Source organism: Bradyrhizobium manausense, from assembly GCF_018131105.1.
Taxonomy (GTDB): Bacteria; Pseudomonadota; Alphaproteobacteria; order Rhizobiales; family Xanthobacteraceae; genus Bradyrhizobium; species Bradyrhizobium manausense_B.
The window spans coordinates 1-24,805 of record NZ_JAFCJI010000001.1 but is presented as its reverse complement, the minus strand read 5'-3'; the positions used below and the strand labels follow the sequence as shown (position 1 = coordinate 24,805).

Annotated in this window: 25 protein-coding genes; 8 read left to right on the top strand and 17 right to left on the bottom strand. The window is 64.7% G+C overall.

From position 1 onward, the window contains the following. Positions 1-22: 22 nt before the first annotated feature. Complete coding sequence (locus tag JQ631_RS00125; RefSeq protein ID WP_212322499.1) at positions 23-241, top strand: CsbD family protein; 219 nt, start codon at positions 23-25, stop codon at positions 239-241. A gap of 57 nt (positions 242-298) precedes the next feature. On the opposite strand, the gene JQ631_RS00120 is transcribed toward JQ631_RS00125, so the two are convergent. From JQ631_RS00120 to ggt, 5 genes are all read right to left on the bottom strand, one after another. Further along, positions 299-763 (bottom strand): FKBP-type peptidyl-prolyl cis-trans isomerase, encoded by a 465-nt coding sequence (locus JQ631_RS00120; protein WP_212322495.1) that lies wholly within the window; start codon positions 761-763, stop codon positions 299-301. Positions 764-823: 60 nt separating this feature from the next. Continuing rightward, positions 824-3,115, bottom strand: a complete 2,292-nt coding sequence (locus JQ631_RS00115; RefSeq protein WP_212322492.1) for a xanthine dehydrogenase family protein molybdopterin-binding subunit — start codon at positions 3,113-3,115, stop codon at positions 824-826. Between the two features lie 2 nt (positions 3,116-3,117). After that, positions 3,118-4,131 (bottom strand): FAD binding domain-containing protein, encoded by a 1,014-nt coding sequence (locus tag JQ631_RS00110; protein ID WP_212322490.1) that lies wholly within the window; start codon positions 4,129-4,131, stop codon positions 3,118-3,120. Positions 4,132-4,135: 4 nt separating this feature from the next. Beyond that, positions 4,136-4,696: a (2Fe-2S)-binding protein gene (locus JQ631_RS00105; RefSeq protein ID WP_249160051.1), complete on the bottom strand. Its 561-nt coding sequence runs from the start codon at positions 4,694-4,696 to the stop codon at positions 4,136-4,138. Positions 4,697-4,914: 218 nt separating this feature from the next. Then, complete coding sequence (ggt, locus tag JQ631_RS00100) at positions 4,915-6,501, bottom strand: gamma-glutamyltransferase (RefSeq protein ID WP_212322486.1); 1,587 nt, start codon at positions 6,499-6,501, stop codon at positions 4,915-4,917. Between the two features lie 195 nt (positions 6,502-6,696). On the opposite strand from ggt, the gene trhO reads away from it, so the two are divergent. Both trhO and JQ631_RS00090 read left to right on the top strand, forming a co-directional pair. Continuing rightward, positions 6,697-7,449, top strand: coding sequence for an oxygen-dependent tRNA uridine(34) hydroxylase TrhO (trhO, locus tag JQ631_RS00095; protein ID WP_212322484.1), 753 nt, complete (start codon positions 6,697-6,699; stop codon positions 7,447-7,449). Beyond that, positions 7,439-7,657: a SlyX family protein gene (locus JQ631_RS00090; RefSeq protein ID WP_212322482.1), complete on the top strand. Its 219-nt coding sequence runs from the start codon at positions 7,439-7,441 to the stop codon at positions 7,655-7,657. Before trhO ends, JQ631_RS00090 begins: the two co-directional genes overlap by 11 nt. A 6-nt stretch (positions 7,658-7,663) precedes the next feature. On the opposite strand, the gene JQ631_RS00085 is transcribed toward JQ631_RS00090, so the two are convergent. Further along, entirely contained in the window at positions 7,664-9,568 is a 1,905-nt protein-coding gene (locus tag JQ631_RS00085; protein WP_212322479.1) for a diguanylate cyclase, read from the bottom strand. A 166-nt stretch (positions 9,569-9,734) separates the two neighbouring features. Next, positions 9,735-9,950, bottom strand: coding sequence for a hypothetical protein (locus tag JQ631_RS00080; RefSeq protein WP_212322476.1), 216 nt, complete (start codon positions 9,948-9,950; stop codon positions 9,735-9,737). 111 nt (positions 9,951-10,061) lie between these two features. On the opposite strand from JQ631_RS00080, the gene hemE reads away from it, so the two are divergent. Then, on the top strand, positions 10,062-11,096 hold the full coding sequence (gene hemE, locus JQ631_RS00075; RefSeq protein ID WP_212322472.1) for a uroporphyrinogen decarboxylase: 1,035 nt from the start codon (positions 10,062-10,064) through the stop codon (positions 11,094-11,096). 179 nt (positions 11,097-11,275) lie between these two features. Here hemE and hemC read toward each other — a convergent pair whose 3' ends face one another. The 3 genes from hemC to JQ631_RS00060 are packed head-to-tail and all read right to left on the bottom strand — an operon-like array spanning position 11,276 to position 14,551. Next, positions 11,276-12,256, bottom strand: a complete 981-nt coding sequence (gene hemC, locus JQ631_RS00070; RefSeq protein ID WP_212322469.1) for a hydroxymethylbilane synthase — start codon at positions 12,254-12,256, stop codon at positions 11,276-11,278. Positions 12,257-12,281: 25 nt separating this feature from the next. Next, on the bottom strand, positions 12,282-13,907 hold the full coding sequence (locus JQ631_RS00065) for a GMC family oxidoreductase (protein WP_212322466.1): 1,626 nt from the start codon (positions 13,905-13,907) through the stop codon (positions 12,282-12,284). A 53-nt stretch (positions 13,908-13,960) separates the two neighbouring features. Then, positions 13,961-14,551 (bottom strand): TetR/AcrR family transcriptional regulator, encoded by a 591-nt coding sequence (locus tag JQ631_RS00060; protein ID WP_212322463.1) that lies wholly within the window; start codon positions 14,549-14,551, stop codon positions 13,961-13,963. A 167-nt stretch (positions 14,552-14,718) separates the two neighbouring features. Here JQ631_RS00060 and JQ631_RS00055 point away from each other — a divergent pair, with 167 nt between their 5' ends. Next, on the top strand, positions 14,719-15,084 hold the full coding sequence (locus JQ631_RS00055; protein WP_212322461.1) for a nuclear transport factor 2 family protein: 366 nt from the start codon (positions 14,719-14,721) through the stop codon (positions 15,082-15,084). A gap of 166 nt (positions 15,085-15,250) precedes the next feature. Next, positions 15,251-15,496, top strand: a complete 246-nt coding sequence (locus tag JQ631_RS00050; RefSeq protein ID WP_212322458.1) for a hypothetical protein — start codon at positions 15,251-15,253, stop codon at positions 15,494-15,496. A gap of 17 nt (positions 15,497-15,513) precedes the next feature. Here the strand turns inward: JQ631_RS00050 and JQ631_RS00045 are convergent, their stop codons facing one another. The 4 genes from JQ631_RS00045 to pgm all read right to left on the bottom strand — a co-directional run bounded on the left by JQ631_RS00045 (position 15,514) and on the right by pgm (position 20,194). Beyond that, positions 15,514-16,494: a PDR/VanB family oxidoreductase gene (locus JQ631_RS00045; RefSeq protein ID WP_212322445.1), complete on the bottom strand. Its 981-nt coding sequence runs from the start codon at positions 16,492-16,494 to the stop codon at positions 15,514-15,516. A 7-nt stretch (positions 16,495-16,501) separates the two neighbouring features. Continuing rightward, on the bottom strand, positions 16,502-17,254 hold the full coding sequence (locus JQ631_RS00040; RefSeq protein WP_212322442.1) for a GntR family transcriptional regulator: 753 nt from the start codon (positions 17,252-17,254) through the stop codon (positions 16,502-16,504). A 4-nt stretch (positions 17,255-17,258) separates the two neighbouring features. Then, positions 17,259-18,308 (bottom strand): aromatic ring-hydroxylating dioxygenase subunit alpha, encoded by a 1,050-nt coding sequence (locus JQ631_RS00035; RefSeq protein ID WP_212322440.1) that lies wholly within the window; start codon positions 18,306-18,308, stop codon positions 17,259-17,261. 239 nt (positions 18,309-18,547) lie between these two features. Then, on the bottom strand, positions 18,548-20,194 hold the full coding sequence (gene pgm, locus JQ631_RS00030) for a phosphoglucomutase (alpha-D-glucose-1,6-bisphosphate-dependent) (RefSeq protein ID WP_212322438.1): 1,647 nt from the start codon (positions 20,192-20,194) through the stop codon (positions 18,548-18,550). Positions 20,195-20,340: 146 nt separating this feature from the next. On the opposite strand from pgm, the gene JQ631_RS00025 reads away from it, so the two are divergent. Continuing rightward, positions 20,341-21,486, top strand: a complete 1,146-nt coding sequence (locus tag JQ631_RS00025; RefSeq protein ID WP_212322436.1) for a dienelactone hydrolase family protein — start codon at positions 20,341-20,343, stop codon at positions 21,484-21,486. Between the two features lie 33 nt (positions 21,487-21,519). Here the strand turns inward: JQ631_RS00025 and JQ631_RS00020 are convergent, their stop codons facing one another. Next, positions 21,520-22,335 (bottom strand): winged helix-turn-helix domain-containing protein, encoded by an 816-nt coding sequence (locus JQ631_RS00020; RefSeq protein ID WP_212322433.1) that lies wholly within the window; start codon positions 22,333-22,335, stop codon positions 21,520-21,522. Positions 22,336-22,596: 261 nt separating this feature from the next. Between JQ631_RS00020 and JQ631_RS00015 the strand changes: the two genes are divergently transcribed. After that, positions 22,597-23,445: an MBL fold metallo-hydrolase gene (locus JQ631_RS00015; RefSeq protein ID WP_212322430.1), complete on the top strand. Its 849-nt coding sequence runs from the start codon at positions 22,597-22,599 to the stop codon at positions 23,443-23,445. A gap of 4 nt (positions 23,446-23,449) precedes the next feature. Here the strand turns inward: JQ631_RS00015 and JQ631_RS00010 are convergent, their stop codons facing one another. Then, positions 23,450-24,334: an aldose 1-epimerase family protein gene (locus JQ631_RS00010; protein ID WP_212322426.1), complete on the bottom strand. Its 885-nt coding sequence runs from the start codon at positions 24,332-24,334 to the stop codon at positions 23,450-23,452. 102 nt (positions 24,335-24,436) lie between these two features. Then, positions 24,437-24,805, bottom strand: a 369-nt coding sequence (locus JQ631_RS00005) for a UDP binding domain-containing protein (protein WP_212322403.1), incomplete at its 5' end; no start/stop codon positions are given.

Here is a 24,805-nt window from a genome sequence, read left to right as displayed (position 1 = left end):
AACAGTCTGGAAGGAGAGTTTCATGAGTGGCACCAGCGACAAGATCAAGGGCAACGTCAACGAGGCGATCGGCAAGGCCAAGCAGGGCATCGGCGAAGCCACCGGTTCCGAGCGCTTGCAGGGCGAAGGCGCGGTCCAGGAAGTGAAGGGCAAGGGCCAGAAGGCCATGGGCGATGCCAAGGACGCCGCGAAGGAAGCGACCGATCGCGCCGCTGCGGCGGCCCGTCGCGCGGCTGAATGACCTGCGTGAGTCTGAAAGCGAAAAGACCGGCCGTGAGGCCGGTCTTTTGTTTGTGCGTTATTTCACGCCGAGCAATTCCACGTCGAACATCAGCGTCGCATTCGGCGGGATCACGCCGCCGGCGCCGCGCGCGCCGTAGCCCAACTGCGGCGGTATGATCAGCGTGCGCTTGCCGCCGACCTTCATCGTGGCAACGCCCTCGTCCCAGCCGGCAATAACGCGGCCCTTGCCGATCGGGAATTCGAACGGCTCGTTGCGATCGACGGACGAGTCGAATTTCTTGCCCTTCTGGCCGTTCTCGTAGAGCCAGCCGGTGTAGTGCATCACGCAAATCTGGCCGGGCTTCGGCGAGGCGCCGGTGCCGACGACGCTATCGGTGATCTGCAATCCTGAAGCTGTGGTCATGGTCTTTCCTGCGGTCTGGGCCGAGGCCGTGGTGGAGACGAATGTCGAGACGCCGCCGATCACAGTGATCGCGAGTGCCGACATGATGGCAAGGAGCATGCGCTGGAAACGCTGCATAAAACACCTTCGGTTTGAGGCCGAAGGTGTCTAGCGCAAGGCCGACGCCGTTTCCACCCCTCAAACCTCGATATTTTCCAGCCGCACCGGCAGCTTGCGGATGCGCTGGCCGGTGGCGTGGTAGATTGCATTGCAGACGGCCGCATTGGTGCCGACATTGGCGAGTTCGCCGAGACCCTTTGCGCCCGCCGGATTGATGTGATCGTCCTGCTCGGACAGCAGGATCACCTCGACATTTGGGACGTCGGCATTCACGGGCACGAGATAGTCGGCAAAATTGTCGTTGACGTAGCGCGCGGTGCGCTGGTCGATCTCGGTCGACTCCAGCAGTGCCGAGGACATGCCCCAGATCAGGCCACCCATGAGCTGGCTGCGGGCGGTGCGCGGATTCATGATGCGGCCGGCCGCAAAGGCGCCGACGAGCCGGGGCGCGCGGATTTCGTGGGTGAAGCGGTTGACCCTGATCTCGACGAACTCGGCGCCGAAGGCGTAGGCAATCTTGTCCTTCATGGCGGCGCCGCCGACCAGTCGCGCGTGGCCGCTATGCATCGCCTTGAAGGAATCCAGCGGCGCACCCTCCGGCTTCCATTCGCCATATTCCTCGACCACGCCGGCACCGAGCGCGTCGAATGCCTTTTCCAGGTCGACCGGACGATCGCTCTTGGCCGTCTGTGTTGACGGGGTCTGCCCCATACCAACCGTTTCCTTGGCCTTGTCCGCGAGACTTTCGTTCGGCATTACCGCCTTGAACAGACGCTGGCGGACCTGGTCGCACACCATCATCACGGCCGAACAGGTGCTGGCCGTGGAATTGGAGCCGCCCGCGACCGGTCCCGGTGGCAGGTCGCTGTCACCGATGAAGACGGAGACCTTCTCCAGGGGCACGCCGAGCCGCTCAGCCGCGGTCTGGGCGATGATGGTGTAAGCGCCGGTGCCGATCTCGTGGCCGGCGATCTCGACGCGGGTGCGGCCGTCGCGCTGCACGCGCACGCGCGCCGCGGCGGGTGCCATCTGCGTCGGATAGCAAGTGGCCGCGCAGCCATAGCCGATCAGCCAGTCGCCATCGGACATCGATTTCGGCGCCGCCGAGCGCTGCGACCAGCCAAAAGCCTTCGCTGCTTCGTCGAAACACGCCATCAGCGAGCGCGATGTATAGGGCTTGCCACCGATCGGCTCGTTAGTCGTGTCGTTGAGACGGCGGAGCTCGACCGGATCCATGTTCAGCTTCACGGCCAACTCGTCCATCGCGCTCTCCAGCGCGAACAGATACGGCACCTCCGGCGGCGAGCGCATGAAGCCCGGCGTGTTGCGGTCAGCACGCACGATCGACACCAGGCTATCGACATTCGGGCAGGCATAGAGCCGCGTCGTGGTCTTGGTGCCGCCGACGCAATAGGGATCGGCGCGCGAGGACACCTCGGCGCCCTCGTGCCTCAGCGCGACCAGCTTGCCGTCACGGCTGGCACCGAGCTTGATCTCGTGGCGGGTCTCGGCGCGATAGGTCGCGATGGTAAAACCCTGGTCGCGGGTCGGGACCAGCTTGATCGGCCGGTTCAGCCGCTTGGCGATGCCTGCGATGATCGCCGTCCGCGGTGTCATCGAGCCGCGCGAGCCAAAGCCGCCGCCGACATAAGGATTGACAACCCTCACCTTGTCGGCGTCGATGCCAAGCTGCTCGGCGACGCCATTCTTCAAGCCATAGACATATTGGCTGGGCTCATAGATGACGAGAGTATCACCCATCCAGGCGCAACTCGTCGAAAACAGCTCCATCGGATTGTGGTGCTGGGTCGGCGTTTCATAGGACGCAGTGACCTGCACCTCGGCCTCGCCAAACGCCTTGGCGAAATCGCCGACCTGCGGGTCTTCCTTGAACTGGGCGTTCTGCCCCTTCGCGGCAGCCTTCGTTGTTCCCTGCGAGTCAAAGCTCGCGCTCGGCGTTACGGTTGTGAAGCTGACCTTGACACGGTTCGCAGCCTCGCGCGCGGCCTCATAGCTCTCCGCAACGACCACTGCGATGATCTCGCCGTCATGGGCGATCTCGGCCGATTTCAGCGGCTGAATCGTTGTGCCGGCATAGCCGCCATTGCTGAAGAGCTTGGACTCCTTCAACTTGGGCGCGTTCTCGTGCGTGACGACGTCGATCACGCCGCGGACGCGTTTCGCATCGTCAAGATCGAAGCTGTTGATGCGGCCGCGGGCGATCGCGCTGGTGACCAGGAACGCGTAGGCCGGGTTGTCCAGCGGCATGTCGGACCCGTAGGTCGCACGCCCCGTGACCTTTGCCGCGGCATCATAGCGCGGCACGGGCTGGCCCATGTTCGCCTTGGGCTCGGGAGCAGCAGCGGTCATGGTCAGATCTCCATCGTTACGGCCTGCTGGAGCGCGCGTGCCACCACACGCTTGCCGAGCGCGATCTTGAAGCTGTTGTGCTGGCGTCCCCTCGCATCCGCGAAAGCGGCATCGGCGACACGTTGTGCCAGACCGTCATCAAATTTCTGTCCCCTCAGCAACGCTTCCGCCTCGCGCGCGCGCCAGGGCATGGTGGCAACACCACCCAGCGCAACACGCGCGTCCCTGATCGTACCGTCCCGCATATCCAGCGCCACAGCAGCAGAGGACAGCGCGAACTCGTAGGATTGCCTGTCGCGCGCCTTCAGATAGACCGAGCGCGGCCAGCGACCGGAAATGAGAAAGGCCGAGATTAGCTCGCCCGGTTGAAGCATGGTCTCGATCTCGGGCGTATTACCCGGCGCCTTGTGCAGCTCCGCAAACGGCATGCTGCGGGTCCCGGATCTGCCGGTGACCTCGACCGTGGCATCCAGCGCGACCAGCGCCTGGGCGAAATCTCCGGGATAGGTCGCGATGCACTGATCGGAGGTGCCGAGCACCGCGTGCATGCGGTTGACGCCGTCCATGGCGGCGCAGCCGGCGCCCGGATTGCGCTTGTTGCAATTCTCATACGAGACATCGCGGAAATAGCTGCAGCGCGTCCGCTGCATCACGTTGCCGCCGAGAGTCGCCATGTTGCGCAACTGGGCACTGGCGGCGAGCTTCAGGGAATTGGCGATGACCGGATAGTTGCGCTGGATCTCGTCATGCGCGGCGACATCCGACATTCTCGCGAGCGCGCCGAGGCGCAGGTTCTCGCTGCCCGGCTCGATCGCCGACCAGCCCTTCGCCAATGCATTGATGTCGACGATCGCGGTGGGCCGCATCACGTCCAGCTTCATCAAGTCGATCAGCGTGGTGCCACCGGCGAGCGGCTGGACCGTGGCGTGTGTCAGGGGATTGTTGGCAGCCGCGGCGCTGAGCGCCTGTATGGCCATGCCGGGGTCTGTCGCCCTCTGGAATGAAAACGGTCGCATGCGCCTAGCCTTTCATGATCTCGGGCGCGGCCTGCTTCACCGCGGCGACGATGTTGGGATAGGCGGCACAGCGGCAGATGTTGCCGCTCATGTACTCGCGGATGTCGGCGTCGGTGCCCGCATGTCCCTCCTTCACGCAGGCAATCGCCGACATGATCTGGCCGGGCGTGCAATAGCCGCACTGGAAGGCATCGTTGTCGACGAAGGCCTGCTGCATCGGGTGCAGGCGGTCGTCGGTCGCGAGACCTTCGATGGTCGTGATCTCCTGACCTTCGGCCGCAAGCGCAAGCGTGAGGCACGACACCACGCGGCGGTCGCCGATCAGCACTGTGCACGCGCCGCACTGGCCGTGGTCGCAGCCCTTCTTGCTGCCGGTGAGCTTGAGATGCTCACGCAATGCATCCAGCACCGTGGTCCGTGGATCGAGGCTGAGGTGCTTGTCCTGGCCGTTCACCCGCAGCGTGACGTCGACAGGAAGCGCCGGATCGTGTGCCATGGGCGCGCGCGCATCCTGTGTCGCGCGCGCGGCAAGCGGAACAAGCGCGCCGCCTGCGGCACCTGCCATGAACGCGCGCCGGTCAAATCCGGATGGTCGGGAACTTGAAGTATCAGGCATGGCCGGCCTCCGCCGCATCGACAACAAAGCAGCGCACGCCTGCACCGCTCATCGCCCACCAACTTGGCGCCATGAGCTCCGTTCCGAACGGGAAAGGGCGACGCAGCCAATGCCGCGTCGCCCTCCGTCAACTTTTTCTGATCCTGCCCCGAGGAACCGCGCGACGATCAGTAGCCGAGCGCGCAGCCATCCTTGCGCGGATCGGAACCGCCGGTCAGCGTGCCCTTGTCCCAGTCGATCCAGATCGCCTGCGCGCCGCCGAGCGGGCCCACGACGCTGGTGGTCTTGTGGCCGAGCTTCTTGAGGCCTTCGACGATATCGGCCGGCACGCTGTCCTCGAGCTGATACTGGCCCTCGTAATGCAGGCCGCGCGGCATATCGATGGCTTCCTGCACGTCACAGCCGTAATCGAGAATGTTGGTCACAACGTGGGTCTGGCCGACCGGCTGGTACTGTCCACCCATCACCGCAAACGGCATCACGGAGCGGCCGCCCTTGGTGAGCAGGCTCGGCATGATCGTGTGCAGCGGCCGCTTGCCGCCGGCAATGCAGTTCGGGTGGCCGGGCTGGATCCGGAAGCCACCGGCGCGGTTCTGGAACAGCACGCCGGTCTTGTTCGAGACGATCGCCGAGCCGAAGGAGTGCGCGATCGAGTTGATGAACGAGCAGACGTTGCGGTCCTTGTCCACGACCGTGATGTAGATGGTCGAGGGATTCATCGGCGGCGCGACGTTCGGCAGGTCGAGCATGCCGTCCATGCGGATCTTTGCGATGTGCTCGTCGCAGAATTCCTTGGCGAGGATCTTCGAGACTTCGACCTGCATGTGATCGGGATCGGCGACGTGCAGCTCGCGATGCATGTAGGCGATGCGCGCGGCTTCCGCCTCGAGGTGAAAGCGCTCGATGCTGAGGGGCGCGTATTTCGTCAGGTCGAACCGCGACAAGATGTTCAGCATCAGCAGCGCGGTCAGGCCCGGACCGTTCGGGGGGCACTGCCATACGTCGTAGCCCTTGTACATGGTGCCGATGGGCGTCGTCGTCTCGGTGGTGTGCGCGGCGAAATCGTCGAGCGTGTGCAGGCCGCCGATGCCGCGCAGCGTCTCGACCAAGTCCTCAGCGATCGCCCCCTTGTAAAAGGCGTCGCGGCCGTCCCTGGCAATCGCGCGCAGCGTCTTGCCGAGCTCGGCCTGGCGGATGACGTCACCGGCGACCGGCGGCTTGCCGCCCGGCAGCAGGTAACGCACGGTGTTGGTGCCGCCCTTCAGCTTCTCGAACTGGTTCTTCCAGTCAAAGGCGATGCGAGGCGCGACGACATAGCCTTCCTCGGCCGCCTTGATCGCCGGCTGGAGCAGCCGGTCGAAGCCGAACTTGCCGTGGTCACGCAGCACAGTCGCGAAACAGTCGATGACACCGGGGATCGAAACCGCATGCGCCGAAGTCAGCGGCACGGAATTGATCTTGCGCTCGAGATACCAGTCGGCGCTCGCCGCCTTCGGCGCCCGGCCGGAGCCGTTATAGGCGATGATCTTGCCTTCACCGCGGGGCTGGATCAGCGCAAAACAGTCGCCGCCAATGCCGGTGGATTGCGGCTCGATCACGCCGAGTATGGCCGAACCCGCCACGGCCGCGTCCACCGCCGTGCCGCCCTCACGCAGCACCTCGATTGCGGCAAGGGATGCCTGCGGATGCGAGGTCGCCACCATCGCGTTGGTGGCATGAACCGTGGACCTGCCGGGAAAATGGAAGTTTCTCATCGAATTCTTGCTCTCGTTGGGCTCGCTTGGGCCGTGGGGCGCGGTTTGCGCGCCGGCTCGGAAAAACCGGGCTTACATGACACATTCCGGCCCGCCCGGGCAATGCTGGCATACCAGGAGATGGCTGCCATCCGCCGGGAATAGGCCTGCTCGTTGCGGGTTTTCCGGGCGCGGGCGGCCTGCTAAACGAACCGCATGCTCTACAAGGTCTGCGCCTTCTATCAATTCGCCGCCCTGCCCGACTACCGCGAGCTGCGCGAGCCGCTGCGCTCGTTCTGTGCCGGTCTGTCCCTGAAAGGCAGCGTGCTGCTGGCGCAGGAGGGCATCAACGGCACCGTCGCGGGCACCGGCGAGGCGATCGACGCCTTCGCCCACGAGCTCGCGCACGGGACCGTGTTCGGCGGCCGGTTGAACAATCTCGAATTGAAGTGCTCGACGGCCGAGACCATGCCGTTCGGCCGGCTCAAGGTACGGCTGAAAAAGGAGATCGTCACGCTTGGCGATGCAGCCGCCGATCCAACCCGGCAGGTCGGCACCTATGTCGAGGCCGCCGAGTGGAACGCGCTGATCGCCTCGCCGGACACGCTGGTGCTCGACACCCGCAACGCCTTCGAGGTGGCGATGGGCACATTCGAGGGCGCGGTCGACCCTGACATCAAGAGCTTCGGCCAATTCAAGGACTATGCCGCCGAGAAGCTCGATCCTGCAAAGCATCGGCGCATTGCGATGTTCTGTACCGGCGGCATCCGCTGCGAGAAGGCGAGCGCGCATCTGCTGGCACGTGGCTTTGCCGAGGTCTATCACCTCAAGGGCGGCATCCTGAAATATCTGGAAGAGGTGCCGGAGGCGCAAAGCCGTTGGCGCGGCGAATGCTTCGTGTTCGACGAGCGCGTCGCGCTCGGCCATGGCTTACGCGAACGGGACAAGGACGCGGCACGTGACGAATGAGATCAAGGCACTCGCCGAGCGCATCGACGCGCTGGAGATGCGCCTCGCGTATCAGGACGATACCATCGAGACGCTGAACCAGACCATCACCGCGCAATGGAAGCAGATCGACGTGCTGACGCGGAAAGTCACAGAGCTCGGCGAGCGGTTGCAGGAAGCCGAGACGAACGCGCCGGGCCCGGCCAACGAGCGCCCGCCGCACTATTGAACGCGATTACTGGCCTGACGCTTTCGGCAGCAGATTCATGATCTCGCCCGACATCATCAACCGGTCGCGGCCGGCGGCCTTGGCGGCGTAGAGAGCGCGGTCGGCGGCCTCCACCAGCGATCCTGTGCCCGCGGTACGCTCCGCCGAAGGCCGGCAGGCCGCGCCTCCGACCGAGACAGTGACGCACGGCCCGGCGGGATTGGTGGCATGCACCAGACACGCATCGTGAACGGCGCTGCGGATCCGCTCGCCGATCCGGGCGCAGCCGGCGGCATCGGTGTTCGGCAGCAGCATGGCGAATTCCTCGCCGCCGTAGCGGGCAGCAAGATCGCCAACCCGCTGCACTTCGGCCGCAATGCTCTTTGCGACCACGCGCAAGCAGGCATCGCCTGCGGGATGGCCATATTCGTCGTTGTAGGCCTTGAAGTGGTCGACGTCGATCATCACGAGGCCGAGGCTGGAGCGGTCGCGATAGGCACGCGCCCATTCCTCCTTCAGCCGTTCGTCGAAGCGGCGGCGGTTGGCTAGCCCGGTGAGGCTGTCCTCGATCGCGAGCGTCTCGAGCCGCGTCTCCAGCTTCTTCTGCTCGGTGATGTCGCGCGAGATCGCGACCACGCCGTCGACACTTCCATTGTCCCTGCGCGTGACGCGCATGGTCGATTCCAGCCAGATCTCGGTCTGCTGCCGGTGCCCGTTGCGATAAGTGATGCGCGCCTCTTCCATGTCGCCGCGCTTCAGGGCGTCGACGATCGCCTGCACCTGCGGCCTGTCCTCGGGATGGATGCCGGCGAGCGCATCGGTGCCGATGAGCTGATTGGGACGCCAGCCGACGACGCGATTGGACGATGGCGAAACGTAACGCAGCCGCTCGTCGAGGCCGATGCGGGTGACCATGTCGCTGGAGCCCTCCGCCAGCAGGCGGAAGTGCGCCTCCTTCTCGACCAGCGCCGCCGCCATGCGCTGGCCGCGTTGCAACTGCCGCACCAGCACCGCGCCGATGATCGCGATCAGCATCACCAGCGCGATCACGTACAGCATGCGAGAGATCGCCGCAGCCCGCCAAGGTGCCAACAATTCTTCCTTGTCGACGGTTGCGAGCAGCACCAGCGGGTAACGGCCGCTGCGCTTGAAGAAGCTGACGCGCTCGGCGCCATCCAGCGGCGATTTGAAATGATAGGCGCCGCTCGGCCGCTGCAGGCTGGGATCGCGGAACAACGGCGTGTCGCCGACATTGCGGCCGACGAACTTCTCGTTGTTCGGATTGCGCGCGATGATCAGGCCGTCGCCGTACATCAGCGTCACCGAGCTGTTGCGGCCGATCTCGAACTGCTCGTAGAAATGCGACAGATAGCGGGAACCGATGGCCGCGAGCACCACGCCGCCAAAGCTGCCGTCCGGCTTGTTGAAGCGGCGCGACAAAGTGACGACCCATTCGCCGTCGACGAGGCTCTTCACGGGATGGCCGACAAAGGCCTCGCGCTTGGGCGAGAGCTGGTGGTGGCGGAAGAACGCGTCGTCGCTGAGTGTTGTGGCGATCGTGCCGGGCGAGGTCAGCCAGTTGCCCTGGTCGTCGATGATGGCGAGGCTGTGGACGCGCTCCATCGCCTTCTTGCGCGCGTCCAGCAGGTTGCGCAGCTTTCCGATCGTTGTGGCATCGGCACCATCCATCTCCAGCCGACTGACGACGCCGACGACGCCGGAATCCAGGAGATCAAGGCTGTCCTCGGCATGCTGCGTCAGGGAGCGGGCGACGTTCGCCATCTCGGTTTCGGCACCCTTCAGCACCGCCTCGCGCGCGGCCCATTCACGCCAGCCGCTGACGCCGAGGATCGCGACGCAAGTGAGCACGACGAACGCCGCCGCGCGTAGCGGCAGGCGGCTCCATCCGGCTCTCTGTGAGGCGAGGTTCATGCGGCAGTCATCTCCGATGGTCGGAGACTCTGCTGCTTCTGTTATAGAACCCTGAAGCGCAGGCGCAGATTCGCATTCATCTACGGGCTTTTCCGTACTCCTACGGGCCGGGGCTTCCGCAGATCACTAACAAGGTCTTATCAAGCCTATCGGAAACCGGCGGCCCCTAGCTGAAGATCGACTTCACCTTGTCCCAGAGCGAGGGATTGTCCGCATCCGCATCGGCCTTCGACGGCGTTGGCTGCGCGACACTCACGGGATCGGAGGCGGGGAACGTATCTTCCAAGCCGGTGTCGAGCTTAGCGTTGCGATCTGCGGCGAGCGCTTCGCGCAAGTCGTCGGCGTGCTTGTCATGCGGCGCGGGGTTGAATGTCTGGGCCATGGAATTCCTCCTCCATCGGCGGGTCAACGCGGCGCATTTGCGCTGGTTCCCCTGTTCCGCTTCTGCCCGCGGCGGTGTATCAGGAACTCCAAATCTGCATCAGGAAATCTCGTGCCCCAGTCTAAGACCAAGCCCTTCATCGACGTGCTCTCCGGCCACCGGCAAACCGTCCCGCCCATGTGGATGATGCGGCAGGCCGGCCGCTATCTGCCTGAGTATCGCGAGCTGCGGGCCAAGGCCGGCGGCTTCCTCGATCTCTGCTTCAATCCGGAGCTCGCAGCCGAGGTCACGTTGCAGCCGATCCGCAGGTTCGGCTTCGATGCGGCGATCATCTTCTCCGACATCCTGGTGATCCCCTACGCGCTCGGCCGCTCGGTGCGGTTCGAGGTCGGCGAGGGCCCACGGCTCGAGCCGCTGGATGATCCGGCCAAGGTCGGAACGCTCGCCGCGCAGGCCGACTTCGGCACGCTCACGCCGGTGTTCGAGGCGCTCAAGATCGTGCGCGGCGCGCTCGATCCTGATATCGCGCTGATCGGCTTCTGCGGCGCGCCGTGGACGGTTGCGACCTACATGGTCGCGGGCCAGGGCACGCCGGACCAGGCGCCGGCGCGGATGATGGCCTATCGGCATCCGGAGGCGTTTGCGAAAATCATCGACGTGCTGGTCGAGAACTCGATCCACTATCTGCTGGCGCAGTTGGACGCCGGCGCCAACGCCGTGCAGATCTTCGACACCTGGGCCGGCGTGCTGCCGCCGGCCGAATTCGCGCGCTGGTCAACCGAGCCGACCCGGCGCATCGTCGAAGGCGTGCGTGCCAAGGTGCCCGACGCAAAGATCATCGGCTTCCCCCGCGGGGCCGGCGCGCAACTGCCTGGCTACGTCGAGGCCACCGGCGTCAACGCCGTCAGCATCGACTGGACCGCCGAGCCCGCCTTCATCCGCGAGCGCGTGCAGAGCAAGGTCGCCGTACAGGGCAATCTCGATCCGCTGGCGCTGATCGCGGGTGGCGCTGCGCTCGACCGGGCGGTCGACACCACGCTGGCGAATTTTGCGCAAGGACGCTTCATCTTCAATCTCGGCCACGGCATCCAGCCGGAGACGCCGATCGCCCATGTCGAGCAGATGATCAAGCGCGTGCGGGGGTAATTTTTGTGCTGCCCTTAAGCGGGCGGACGCAAAACCGCGAAAACAACCCCATGCACAGTACAAATCATTGAGGAATTTCGCGTCGCGCGCTCATTCGTTTTTTCAGAATAAAACTTGATCCGTCGGGCAAAACAGGCGCATACTGCCATCATCACCCCCAACGCCATTTCGCCGAGAGCCTAGCGCGGCCGGCTGCGCTCGATGATTTCGGCGGCGCCTTTGCCCAGCAGATCCAGTCCGACGCGACGGCCGAGTTCACGCGGCCGGCTAGCGGGGCCTGCGCACGCGGCTTCGATGATGGTGTTGCCGGAGAGATCGAGCACGGAGGCGGCCAGCGACATCTGATCGCCTGAGATGGTCGAGAAGCCAGCGACCGGCGAATTGCAATGACCGTTCAGCACCCACAGCACCTCGCGCTCGGCGTCGGCACAAGCGTGTGCGTCAGCGTCGTCGATCGCGGACAGAATCTGCCGTGTCTGCCAGTCCTGCGCGGCGCATTCGACGGCGACGATGCCCTGCCCTGCCGCCGGCAGCATCTCGGCCGCTGTAAATTCGTAGGCGATACGGCTGGAAAGACCAACACGATCGAGACCCGATCGCGCCATGATCAACGCATCCGCGGGACCGACCGCGCCGCCGTCCGGCAGCTTCTGCATTTCGCCATTGTCGAGTTTTCGCACGCGCGTATCGGCGGCGCCGCGGAAGTGAATCACCTCGACATCAGGAAACAGCCGCCGCGCATAGGCTGCACGGCGGACGGCGTTGGTGCCGATCTTGAAACCCTTGCCACGGGACCGGCGCAGCGCTTCCAGCGTCACTCCCGCGCGCAACACCAGCGCATCGCCGGGAGGATCGCGCGACAGCGTGGCGCCGATGACGAGGCCCGGCGTGTCCTCATTGCCAGGCATGTCCTTCAGCGAATGCATCGCGGCGTGAAGTTCGCCTGACAGCACCGCGGCGCGAATCTGCGCCACGAAGGCGCCGCCCTTGCCGCCATGCGGCAGCAGCTTGCTGGTCTGGTCGAGATCGCCCGTGGTGTCGAACTTGACGATTTCGACATCGAGACCGGATACGGCTGATGTCAGGCGGCGCGCGATCTCTTCCGTCTGCGCCAGCGCCATCACGCTCTTGCGGGTGCCGATCCTGAATCGCGTAGCCAAGCTCAAACCCTCTCAAACCGCGTATTTATCGCGCGTCCTCCAATATCATATCGGAGGCCTTCTCCGCGATCATGATGATCGGCGCGTTGGTGTTCCCCGAGACGAGATCCGGCATGATCGAACCGTCGACGACGCGAAGGCCTTCGAGCCCCCTCACCCTCAGACGCTGGTCCACCACCGCGAGCGCATCGTTGCCCATACGACAGGTCGAGGTCGGATGATAGATGGTGCTGCCGCGCTCGCGGCAATAATCCAGGATCTCGGCATCCGTGGAGACCTTGGTGCCGGGATCGTACTCGCTGACCACGAACGGCTTCAGTGCCGGTGCGTTCAGTATCTTGCGCAGGATCTTGATCCCTTCGACATTGGTGGTGCGGTCGGTTTCGGTCGACATGTAGTTGATGCGGATTTCCGGCGCCACGGTCGGGTCGGCGCTTTTGATGCGCAGGGAGCCTCGGCTTTCGGGCCGCACCTGGCACACCGATGCCGTGAAGCCGGAGAAATCGTGCAGCCGCTCGCCCATCTTGTCGGTCGAGAACGGCAGGAAATGCACCTGGATGTCGGGCGACGCCAGCCGCGGATTGGTCTTGAAGAACGCCCCCGCGGTGCCCGCCGCGATCGTCAGCCAGCCCTTCCGGAACAGCGCATAGCGCGCGCCGGCCAGCGTGCGGCGGAGCGGATTGTTGACGGTGTCGTTGAGCGTGATTTTTTGCGAGCAGCGCATCACGATGCGGACCTGCATGTGATCCTGCAGATCGTGGCCGACGCCTTGCGCGTCGAGCACCACATCGATGCCGTGCTTGCGCAGGAGATCGGCGGGGCCGACGCCGGAAAGCTGCAGGAGCTGCGGCGAATTGTAGGCACCGCTCGACAGCACGACTTCCTTCCGCGCCCGCGCCCGGCGCACATTTGCGCCTTGCCGGTACTCGACGCCAACGGCGCGGCGGCCCTCGAACAGCACGCGCTGCCCCAGCGCCTCGGTCTCGATCTTGAGGTTGCTGCGCGTCTTCGCCGGGCCGAGATAGGCCACCGCCGTCGAGGCGCGGCGGCCGTTGCGCGTCGTGGTCTGGAACAGGCCGACCCCTTCCTGCGTGGCGCCGTTGAAGTCAGGATTGTAGGGCAGACCGGTCTCGACCGCAGCGTCCATGAACGCCTTCGACAGCGGATCGGTCACCACCATGTTGGAGACCGGCAGCGGCCCACCCGTGCCGTGGTATTGATCGGCACCGCGCGTCTGGTTCTCGGCCTTCTTGAAATAGGGCAGCACGTCGTCATAGCCCCAGCCGGCATTGCCGTGCTGGCGCCAGCGATCATAGTCCTCATGCTGGCCGCGAACGTAGAGGAGACCGTTGATCGAGCTCGACCCGCCGAGTGTCTTGCCACGCGGCTGGAACACCTGCCGGCCCTTCAGCTCGGGCTCCGGCTCGGTCTGGTACATCCAGTTGACGCTCTTCTCCTTGAACAGTTTGCCGTAGCCGAGCGGCACATGGATCCAGATGTTGGAATCCTTCGGGCCGGCCTCGAGCAAAAGCACGCTGTGCTTGCCGTTTGCGGAGAGACGGTTGGCGAGCACGCAACCGGCAGAGCCGGCGCCGACGATGATATAGTCGAACTCAGGATCTGATGGCGTGAGGGACGAAGTTGCGTTCATGCGCTGCTGTTCTTCTTGTTGGTGTGGGCATTTCCGGTGCGTGATTAGCACAATCATGCGCGAAGACGCAGCGCCTCGACCAGTGACTTGAACGCACGGGCATATTCCGCACCCGCCCTTGCGATATCGGCGCGTCCGGCGCAGGCGACCGCAGCCTCCGTCACCGCGCCGAGCAGCAACCGCGCCAGCGGCTCGACCGGCTGCTTCGCGATGAGACCGGCTTCCATGGCGGCGGCAATCGCACGCGGCATCTTGCCGCCGAAGTGCTTCGCGTCGATCTCGCGCCAGCGCTCCCAGCCAAGCACGGCGGGGCCGTCGCGCAAAATGATCTGGCCGGTCGGGCCCTTGGCGGTCGCGGCAAAGTAATGCTGGGTGCCGGCGACCATCGCGGCCAGCACGTCCTTCTCCGCGCGCGCGGCGCTGTCGATCTCGACCACGAGATCGCGCGAGACCCGATCGAACACCGCTTCGAACACGGCCTCCTTGGTCTTGAAGTGATGATAGACCGCGCCCTTGGCGATACCAGCACCTGAGGCGATCTCGTCCATGGTGGTGGCGGCAAAGCCGCGCGTCCCGAACAGCCGGCGCGCTGCCGTCAGGATCGCCTCGGATGTCGCCGCCCGCCGCTCCGCCTGTTTCGCCATGTCGTCTCGTCTCCACCTCTCCCCGGCGGGAGAGGTGTCTGAGGTCCTGGGTCGCATCGCTTCAAGTCACTCTGCTCTAATCGAATTCGCTTCGGGCCACCAGTTGACTTTTCGACTAACGGTCGGTATTTACCGACCCATAGTCGGTTTTATTCACGAGGTGTACCATGCCGAGCCGTGATGTCGTCGAAGCCTTTGCCAAGCGTCTGGAGGATGGAGATTTCATCGGCGCGATCGAGCAATTCTGCACGCCGGATGCCGTGACCTACGAGAACAACACCGCACCGACGATCGGCCGCGACAAGCTCGTCGCCAAGGAGCGCGGCGTGCTGGCGGCTTCCAGGGAAGTCAAGGCGGTTCGCATCGGGCCGAGCCTGATCGAGGGTGACCATGTCGCGACGCGCTGGATCTTCAGCTTCACCAACGCCGAAGGCGTCACGCGAACACTGGAGGAGATCGCCTGGCAGACCTGGCGGGGCGACGAGCTGATCGAGGAGCGGTTCTTTTACGACCCGAAGCAGCTCGGGCGGTGACCTGGCGCGGACACTCTGCGCCGCTGTCGATCAGGCCTGGACCAATACCGGGCTAACGCACCACGCCCTTGCCGGCATAGCAGCGCGTGGCGCTGGAAGTGACCCGTTACGGGCGTTCACGCAATCGGCTAAGCTCATTTGTGCGCGCGCATGATGGAGGCATCATATGCAACATCAAATCCAATACTGGTTTCCTGCAAAGCGCTACGGCTGGGGCTGGGGGATGCCAGCTACTTGGCAAGGTTGGGCGATCATGATCGCCTACGTGCTTCTGATCGCCATCGGTGCGGCCACGATACCAAGGCACTCATTGGCGGAGTTCATTACCTATTTCATCGTGCTGACGGTTCTTTTTGCCGCTGTGTGCTGGTGGAAAGGCGAGCCCCCGCGATGGCGATGGGGCGGTGACTAGCTTACGTCCCGGCCAGGTCAGACCACATCCGTCCTGAGCAGCGTGTCCACCGTGATGGTGCCCCTCGCGCGCGACACACAGGCGCAGATCTTCGCGTTGCTCTGCTTCTGGTGATCGCTGAAGAAGACGTCGCGGTGGTCGATCTCGCCGTCGACGGCGACGACGTCGATGGCACAGAGGCCGCATTCGCCGCGCTTGCAGTCGGATATCACCTCAAAGCCGCTGGCGTTGAGCACATCGAGCATCGAACGCTCGCGCGGGATTTCGAGCTCGACATCGGAGCCCTTCAGGCGCACGCGAAAGGTTTCGGTCGGCAGCGTGCCGCTTGAGCCGAAGGTTTCGTAGCGGAGATCGGGCAGCGGATGGCCCGCGCCGACCCAGGCGTGGCGGGCGGCATCGAGCATGCGCATCGGGCCGCAGAACAGCGCCAGCGTACCCTTCGGCAGCGAGGCGAACAGGCCGTCGAGATCGAGGCGCTTGCCTTCATCGCTGGCATGGACGACCAGGCGGTCGCCGAGCAGGCCGGCGAGATCATCGAGATAGGCGGCATCCGCGCGACTGCGCACGGCATATTGCAGGGCGACATCCGCGCCGCGACGCGCCAGCGCCTGGGCGACACCGAGGATCGGCGTGATGCCGATGCCGCCGGCGATCAGGCAATAGTTTTCGCGCGCCCAGTCGACTGCGACGAGCGAAGCCGGCCGCGTGATGTCGAGGCGCGCGCCCGGCGCGAGCTGCCACATGTAGCGCGAGCCGCCGCGGGAATCCTCGGCCCGGCGCACCGCAATCCGAAAGCCGTTCGATGAGGCCTCGCCGACCAGCGAATAGGATCGCGTCTCCGGCTGCCCGTCGATGGTCACGCCGACATTGATGTGACTGCCGACCGGATAGGCGGCACCGTCGAACTGATCCGGCCGGATCAGGAATTCGCGGATACCGGACGAAAGGTCGCGGATCGAGACCAGCGTCGCCGGGATCCAGGTTTCGATGAAGCGCATGGTGCCCTCAATCCGTTGCGGTCTTGATCAGCGCGAGCGCCGGCAAAAGATCGAGATGGGTCCGGTTGCGCAGCGCCAGCCGCAGGTTTCGCACGGCGAGCCGCGCATGCTCGCGCATGATCGCCTCGGCCCGCGCGCCCTCGCGGTTCTCGATGGCGTCGATCGCGACGCGGTGGTGCTCCTGCCCGATGATCAGGATCTGCTGCGCCTCGGGCAGCGCCGATTGCGCCATCACGAAGCCGCTTGGCGAGGCGAACGGCAGCGCCGAGGCGCGATCGATCTGCCGGATCAGCGGCGGGCTGCGCGACATCTCGGTGAGCAGCGCGTGGAAGCGCGCGTTCAGCGCGACATAGGATGAGAAAGCCTCGATCGAGATCGGGACCTGGCGCAGCAGCTCGTCGATCGCGGCGAGACATTCCTTCAGCGGCTCGAGCTCGCGTGCGGAGACGCCGCGCTCGGCGGCGAAGCGTGCGGCGAGGCCTTCCAGCGTGCCGCGCAACTCGATCGAGTCGGAGATGTCGCGTTCCGAAAATGCCTTCACCATGAAGCCGCCGGAAGGAATCGCTTCCAGCAGCCCCTCCTCCTCGAGCCTCACCAGTGCCATACGCACCGGCGTGCGGGAGGCACCCGTGGTCTCCACCGCCTGAAGCTCGGAGATGCGCTCGCCCGGCCGCAAGGAGCCAGAGAGGATCTGGTCGCGCAGCGCGAGTTGCGCCTTCACGGTCTGCGAGACGGAGCGGTCGACCTCACGCTCGGCCATGGAATTACTCCGCGGCCTGGAGATGGGTCGGCGGGTTTTCCTTCGCCACCATCCTGTCGATCAGCTTGCGCGTCCACATCGCGCCGGCGTCGATGTTGAGGTTGTAGAAGATGCGATCCGGGTTCTCGTCCATCGCCCGCTGCTGCGCTTCGAGGATCAGCTCGTCCTCATGGAAAATGCCGGAGACGCCTTCGCGGATCTCGGTGGTGATGCGCTGCTCGCCGAGCTGGTAGTTGCGCACGAAGGCCCAGAAATAATGGCAGGTCTTCTCGGTCTCCGGCGTGATGGTGTTGAGCACGAAGCCGTTGACGCCTTGCGAGCGGTCGCCTTCCGGCGCGCCGGTGCCTGTCGGCGCCACGCCGACGTCGATGGCGATGGTGCAAGGCGCCTCGAAGCGGATGATCTGCCAGCGGTCGACGAGGCCGGACTTGCCGAGTTGCTTGGCCCAGAACGGCGGCGCCTCGATGCCGCGCATCCAGCGCGTCACGGTCACAGTCTTCTCGCCATGGGTAACGTCGAACGGCGCTTCGGCGACCGCCTCGTTGCCGATGGAGGAGCCGTGCACGAAGGTCTCGTGGGTGAGGTCCATCAGATTGTCGAGCACGAGGCGATAATCGCAGGCGACGTGAATCGTCTTACCGTCGCCGGCCCAGGCCGGGTCATGATTCCAGTGCATGTCGGGCACCAGCGCGGGATCGGCCAATGCAGGATCGCCCATCCAGAGCCAGATGTAGCGGTGACGCTCGACGACGGGATACGCGCGCACGCAGGCCGACGGGTTGATGGTCTCCTGCGAGGGCATGAAGGTGCAGCGGCCCTGCGAATTGTATTTCAGGCCATGATAGCCGCAGACGACAGTGTCGCCTTCGAGCCGCCCCTTCGACAGCGGCACCAGTCGGTGCCAGCAGGCATCTTCCAGCGCAGCCACCGAACCGTCGGCCTTGCGGTACATCACGATGTGCTTGCCGCAGATCGTCCGTGGCAACAGCGCCGGCTTCACCTCCGCATCCCAGGCGGCCGCGTACCAGGCGTTCATGGGGAAGGGTTTTGTCACCGGCGATCTCCCTAGACTTGTGTGCTATATGTATACAATACTGAAGGGCGAGGTTCGTTCAAGGGCAAAATTGGCGTACTATTATACCTCAGTCCAACGTTATGTATACAGATGGACGAGCTTATCTCGATCCTCCACGCCCTGCACCTTGGCACGAAGAACATGGATGCCCGGGACAAGCCCGGGCATGACGACCTCTCGTGAATGTAGAGACGTGGCCGTTCTATGCGTTCGCGCCGTTACGCTCCAAACACCTTCGCGAGCCCGGCCTGGGCTTCTTCCTGAATCTTCTTCAGGTGCCCGGTGCTGCGAAAACTTTCCGCGTAGATCTTGTACACGTCCTCCGTGCCCGACGGCCTTGCCGCGAACCAGCCGAAATCGGTTTCGACCTTGATGCCACCGAATGGCTGACCGTTGCCGGGCGCCTTGCTCAGCGTTGAGCGAACGGGATCGCCGGCGAGATCCTTCAGGCCGAGTTGCTCGGGCGTGAGGGACTTCAGGATGTTCTTCTGCGGGCCGGTCGCGGCGACATCGATACGGGCGTAATGCGGCATGCCGAACTCGGCGGTGAGTTCATTGAACAACTGGCTCGGATCCCGGCCGGTCTTCGCCATGATCTCCGCGGCGAGCAGGCCGAGAATGATGCCGTCCTTGTCGGTGGTCCACACCGTGCCGTCGCGGCGCAGGAACGAGGCCCCTGCACTCTCTTCACCGCCGAAGCCGAAGCTGCCCGTGACGAGGCCATCGACGAACCATTTGAAGCCAACAGGCGTTTCCACCAGCTTGCGGCCGAGCTTCTTCGCGACGCGGTCGATGATCGAGCTCGACACCACGGTCTTGCCGATCGCGGCGTCCCTGGCCCAGTTCGGCCGATGCGCGAACAGATAGGAGATCGCGGTCGCCAGATAATGGTTCGGATTCATCAGGCCGCCGGTGCGGGTGACGATGCCGTGGCGGTCCGCGTCGGTGTCGTTGGCAAAGGCGACGTCGAAGCGGTCACGCATCGCGATCAGGCTCGCCATCGCGTAGGGTGATGAGCAGTCCATGCGGATCTTGCCGTCCCAATCCACCGTCATGAAGCGGAAGGTCGGGTCGATCGCCTCGTTCACCACGGTGGCCTTGAGGCCGTAACGATCGATGATCGGATGCCAGTAATGCACGGCGGCGCCGCCGAGCGGATCGATGCCGATATTGATGCCGGCGGACTTGATGAGGTCGAGATCGACGACGCTGCCGAGATCGGCAACATAAGGCATGATGTAATCATAGGCGTGGACGGTCGACGATTTCAGCGCCTTGGCGTAGTCGATCCGCTTCACGCCCTTGAGGTCGTCGGCGAGATAGGCATTGGCGCGCTTCTCGACGACGGACGTCACGTCCGTATCGGCCGGGCCTCCATTCGGCGGATTGTATTTGTAGCCGCCGTCTTCGGGGGGATTGTGCGAAGGCGTGATGACGACGCCGTCGGCGATGCCGCTGGTGCGGCCCTTGTTGTAGGTGAGGATTGCGTGCGAGATCACCGGCGTCGGCGTGTAGCCGTGGTCCTTGTCGATCATGATGTCGACGCCGTTCGCCGCGAACACCTCCACCGCGCTTGCGAGCGCGGGCTCGGCCAGCGCATGGGTGTCGATGCCGATGAAGAGCGGACCAGTCAGCCCCTTCTCTTTCCTGTAGTCACAGATGGCCTGCGTGGTCGCGAGAATGTGGCCCTCGTTGAAGGTGTTCTTGAACGAGGTCCCGCGATGGCCTGATGTCCCGAACGCCACTCGCTGCGCCGGGTCGGCCGCATCCGGCCTGTTGGCGAAATACGCCGTCACGAGCCGCGGAATATTGGCGAGCGCGTTCGGCGAAACCAGCTTGCCCGCCGCGGGATGTACATCAGCCACTGGGATATCCTCGTCCTGTCGTCAAGAGATTGCGAGATGCACCTTAGCATCGGGCGAGCCCGCGCCAAACCACAACACGCGCGGCCGGGTGCCCGTTCCCTGGATCGTGCTATGGTCGATCGGACCGGAGCTTTTCGAGTCGGAGCATGACGCGCTTTCGCAGGCTTTTATGTGTTCTGATCGGCAGTCTCGGCTCGATCATGCTGGCCGGCGCGACGGCGCGCGCCGCCCAGTTCTACATCGAGGATCTTCGCATCCCGATGACGGAGGCCGGACCGCAGGGGCTGGAGGCGTTCCTGGTTCGCCCTGTTGGCACCCGGCGCTATCCGCTTGCGCTATTGAGCCACGGCTCGCCGCGCAGTTTTGACGACCGCGCCACCATGTCGGCTCACCAATATTACGGCATCGCGCTGGAATATGCCCGGCGCGGCTTTGCCGCGCTGGTCGTGATGCGGCGCGGCTATGGCACCTCGCCGGGCGGGCGCGTCGACAGCGTCGGAGGGTGCGCCAACGCCGCCTATTTGCCGGCAGCGGCAGTCGCGGTTGCGGACTTGCGCGCTGCGATCGATGCGATGTCACGACGGGCCGACGTCACCACGACAGGCATGATCGCAGCCGGCCATTCCGCCGGTGGGCTCGCCACCGTCGCGCTGACGGCGCAGGCCCCGGCGGGTCTCGTCGCGGCGATCAATTTTGCCGGCGGCCGCGGCTCGCGCGATGATGACGAGGTTTGCAATGAGGATGGCCTGGTTCAGACCTTCGCCAGCTTGGGCAGGACCTCGCGCGTGCCCATGCTATGGGTCTACGCGAGCAACGATTCCTATTTCGGCCCCGATCTTGCGCGCCGCCTCCATGACGGGTTTCGCGCCGGCGGCGGCAACGCAAAATTCATTGTCGCGCCGCCCTACGGCGATGACGGTCACTATCTCTATTCCGTGGTGGGCCGCCCACAATGGACGCCCTATGTCGACACCTTCCTGCGCGAGCGCGCCCTCGCCCGGGACGTGCTGAGCCCGCCCGATCCGCTGCCGCCGCCGGGCCATTTCAATGACGCGGCGAAAGCCGAATTCGCGCGCTATCTGGCCAGCACCTCGCCGCACAAGGCCTTTGCCGTGTCGCCGAACGGCGGTTACGGCTGGCGTTCGGGACGCAACACCGTGGACGACGCGCAACGCGATTCACTCGCGGCCTGCACGAAATGGGCGCCGACCTGCACGCTCTATGCAGTCGACGACCAGCTGGCGGGAACGACAGGACAAATCACCACGGATCAAAGCGCCCGGGCGCGATAGGCGCGCGGGCGAACGGATCTTCGACAAATGAACTCAGAGCCGCTCGCTGAGCGCGAGCTTGTAACCGACGCCGGTGACGGTCGCGATGACGGGCGTGCCGCTGCCGACGAGCTTGCGGCGCAGCCGCGCCACCAGCGCATCGACCGTGCGGATGTCGACCTCGGCCTGGCGGTTGCTGACCACCTCGATCAGATAGTCGCGGCTGAGCGGCCGGCCGTCCGCGCCGACCAATGCGGCGAGCAGGTCGAACTCGGCGCGCGTCAGCGCCACCGGCTTGCCGTCGCTGCCGAGCAGCTCGCGCCGCGTCAGGTCGATGATCCAGTCGCCGAACGCGATCGAATTATGGTTGCGCGCGGCCTTGCGGTCGATCGAGCGGCGCCGCAGCACGCTGCGCGCACGCGCCAGCAGATCGCGCAGATTGATCGGCTTGGTGACGTAATGATCGCCGGCGATCTCGAGGCCAAGGATACGATCGACATCGGTGTCGCGGCGGGTCACGAAGATGATGCCCGCATTGCTGGTCGCCTGGATCTCCTTGGCGAGCTCGAAGCCGTCGCCGTCGGGCAACTGCACGTCGAGGAAGACGAGGTCGGTGCGCGCGCGCAAGGCCTGCCGACATTCCGCGCAGGTGCCGGCGCCGATCACCTCGAAATTGTTCTCGCTGAAGTAACCGACCAGCATCGTCCGGGTTACCGGGTCGTCTTCGACCACGATCAATCGCTCGCGCCCAATAGGACGCAATTCCTGCAGTGCGGAATCAGCCACGATGTTGGATGTCCTGTGTGCGTGCGACCCGGCGTGATAATTCGAGTTGCCGCGTGATGCGTTGTCCTGTGAACGAACATTCACGGCTTATTCGAGCCCCCGAAATTGCCTGCCCAATATTAGGCGCGTTGTGCCGCCCAAACAATATAGGTCACGGTATTGAAGTATTAACTATGAATTGCCCCACACTTCTCACTGGGCGCACCGAAGCTCCCGAGCACCCATTTATCCGAATTCAGGTTCAGCCACGGGATAGCGTCAAAGGAGGCCTCCCGCTTCGGTTTGGCCGGCCCGGCCTCGAACCAGTATGATCAAATCGACCGGCTTCACACGGGAGTAGACGCCATGGAAGTCATCCTGCTCGGCACCGGCGGCCCGCGTCCCGATCCGCGCCGCATGGCGACGACCACGCTGATCAGGCTTGGCGAGGAGAACATCCTGTTCGACGCCGGCCGTGGCGTCATGGTTCAGCTCAGCAAGGCCGGCGTGCCGCTCGGCGCCATCAACACGGTCTTTCTCACCCACCATCATTTCGATCACATCGGCGATCTCTACGATGTGATGCTGAATTCCTGGATGCATGGGCGCAAGAACGACCTGCGCATCTATGGACCACCCGACACCGAACGGCTCGTCAACACGCTGGTGACGCAGGTCTACGACAAGGACATCGCCTGGCGCGATCAGGGCGAGCCGACCTTCGGCGGCTGGAAGCCGGTGGTCGCAACCGACATCATTCCCGGGCCCGTCCTCGACACCGGCCGCTGGAAGATCAGCGCCGAGCTCGTCTCGCATGGCGACGGCCTCGACATGTCGCCGGCGTTTCTCGCGCGCTGGATGTGTCTCGGCTACCGCTTCGAGGCGGAAGGCAAGGTCATTGCGATTTCCGGCGACACCGTCCCCTGCCCCGGCCTCGAGCGGCTGGCAGAGGGCGCCGACCTGCTCGTGCAGGTCTGCTTTCTGGCAACGCCTGAGATCAACAACGATCATTTCCGCAAGCTTGCAAGATACACGCTCGCCTGCGGCGACACGGTCGGCAAGGTCGCGGCCAAGGCCGGTGTCAAGAAGCTCGCGCTGACCCATCACCGTCCCCGCACCGACGATGCGATGCTGGACGCGCTGCTCGCCGACGTCAGGCGAGACTATTCCGGTCCTGTCATCATCGGCGAGGACCTCACGCGCATAGACGTGTGAGAGCTCAGGACGTTCCGACATCGACCCGGAACGACAAGCGCTCCTCTGCGCCGGGCGCGATGTGCATCAGGCCCGGCTTGTCGGTGAATTCGCCGTCGAAGTCTTTGGGGCTGGCATAGCCGCGCCACGGCTCGATGCAAAGGAACGGCGCGTCCGACGGTTTCGACCAGACACCGAGCTCGCGAAAGCCGCGCCACGACATCTTGAGCCAGGGCCCGGCGCCATCCGCAGAAGCGTAGCGGACCGCATGGCTGTTGACGGGATCGAGGATGACGGCGTCGCTGGCGAACAGGGTTTCCGACAAGGGAAGCACCTTGCCGCGGACGGGACTCGGATCAGTTGCCGCGAGCAGGAGTCCGCCCTCGACGCGGCGAACGGGAGACGGCTCGTCGTTCGTGAACGTCAGGGCGTAGCTCTCCTTCGGCACGCCGGGCTGGAGCGGCCAGTTGAAAGCGGGATGACCACCGAGCGACACCGGCAAAGTTTCACCGCCGGTATTGACGACCGTGAGCAAGAGATCGAGACCGGAATCGTCGAGTGCATAGCTGGCTGTCAGGCGGAATGCGAACGGGTAAAGCGCGCGCGTGGTCTCGCTGTCCGTGAGCACCAGGGCACAGCTGCTCTCACCGCGCTCCACCCACGCAAAGCGGCTGTCGCGCGCAAAGCCATGCTGCGTCATCCGGTAGGTCCTGCCCCGGTGCCGCATCTCGTCGTTGGCGAGGCGCCCGACAATCGGAAACAGCAGCGGCGCATGGCGTTGCCACGCCGGCCCCGCCTGCCAGACGAACTCAGTGCCGTCCTTGTGCTTGAGCGAGCACATCTCGGCGCCGTGCGCCTTGATGGTCGCGGTGAGAGAGCCGCTTCGAAGCGTGTGGGTATCGTCGGTCATGGCAAATCTCCATCGCGGCAGCCGTGACCGGATCATACCGCATCAGAAACGATTTCGCCCGCCTTGCGAAGCGGCGGGCGACGATCGGTGTCGCAGAAGCTATCAGGCCTGAGCCGACCGCCCCACGCTCTCATAGGTGAAGCCGGCCGCGGCCATCTCTTCGGGGCGGTAGATATTGCGGAGATCGACCACGATAGGCTGGGTCATGGTCGCCTTCAGCCGATCGAGATCGAGCGCGCGAAACTGCACCCATTCGGTGACGATAACGAGTGCATCGGCACCTTCGGCGCAGGAATAGGCATCCTCGCTATAGGTGATGTTGGGAAGCTCACTCTTCGCCTGCTCCATGCCGACGGGATCGAAGGCCTTCACCTTCGCGCCCATGTCGATGAGACCGGTGACGAGCGGGATCGACGGTGCGTCGCGCATGTCGTCGGTGTCGGGCTTGAAGGTGAGGCCGAGCACGGCGAT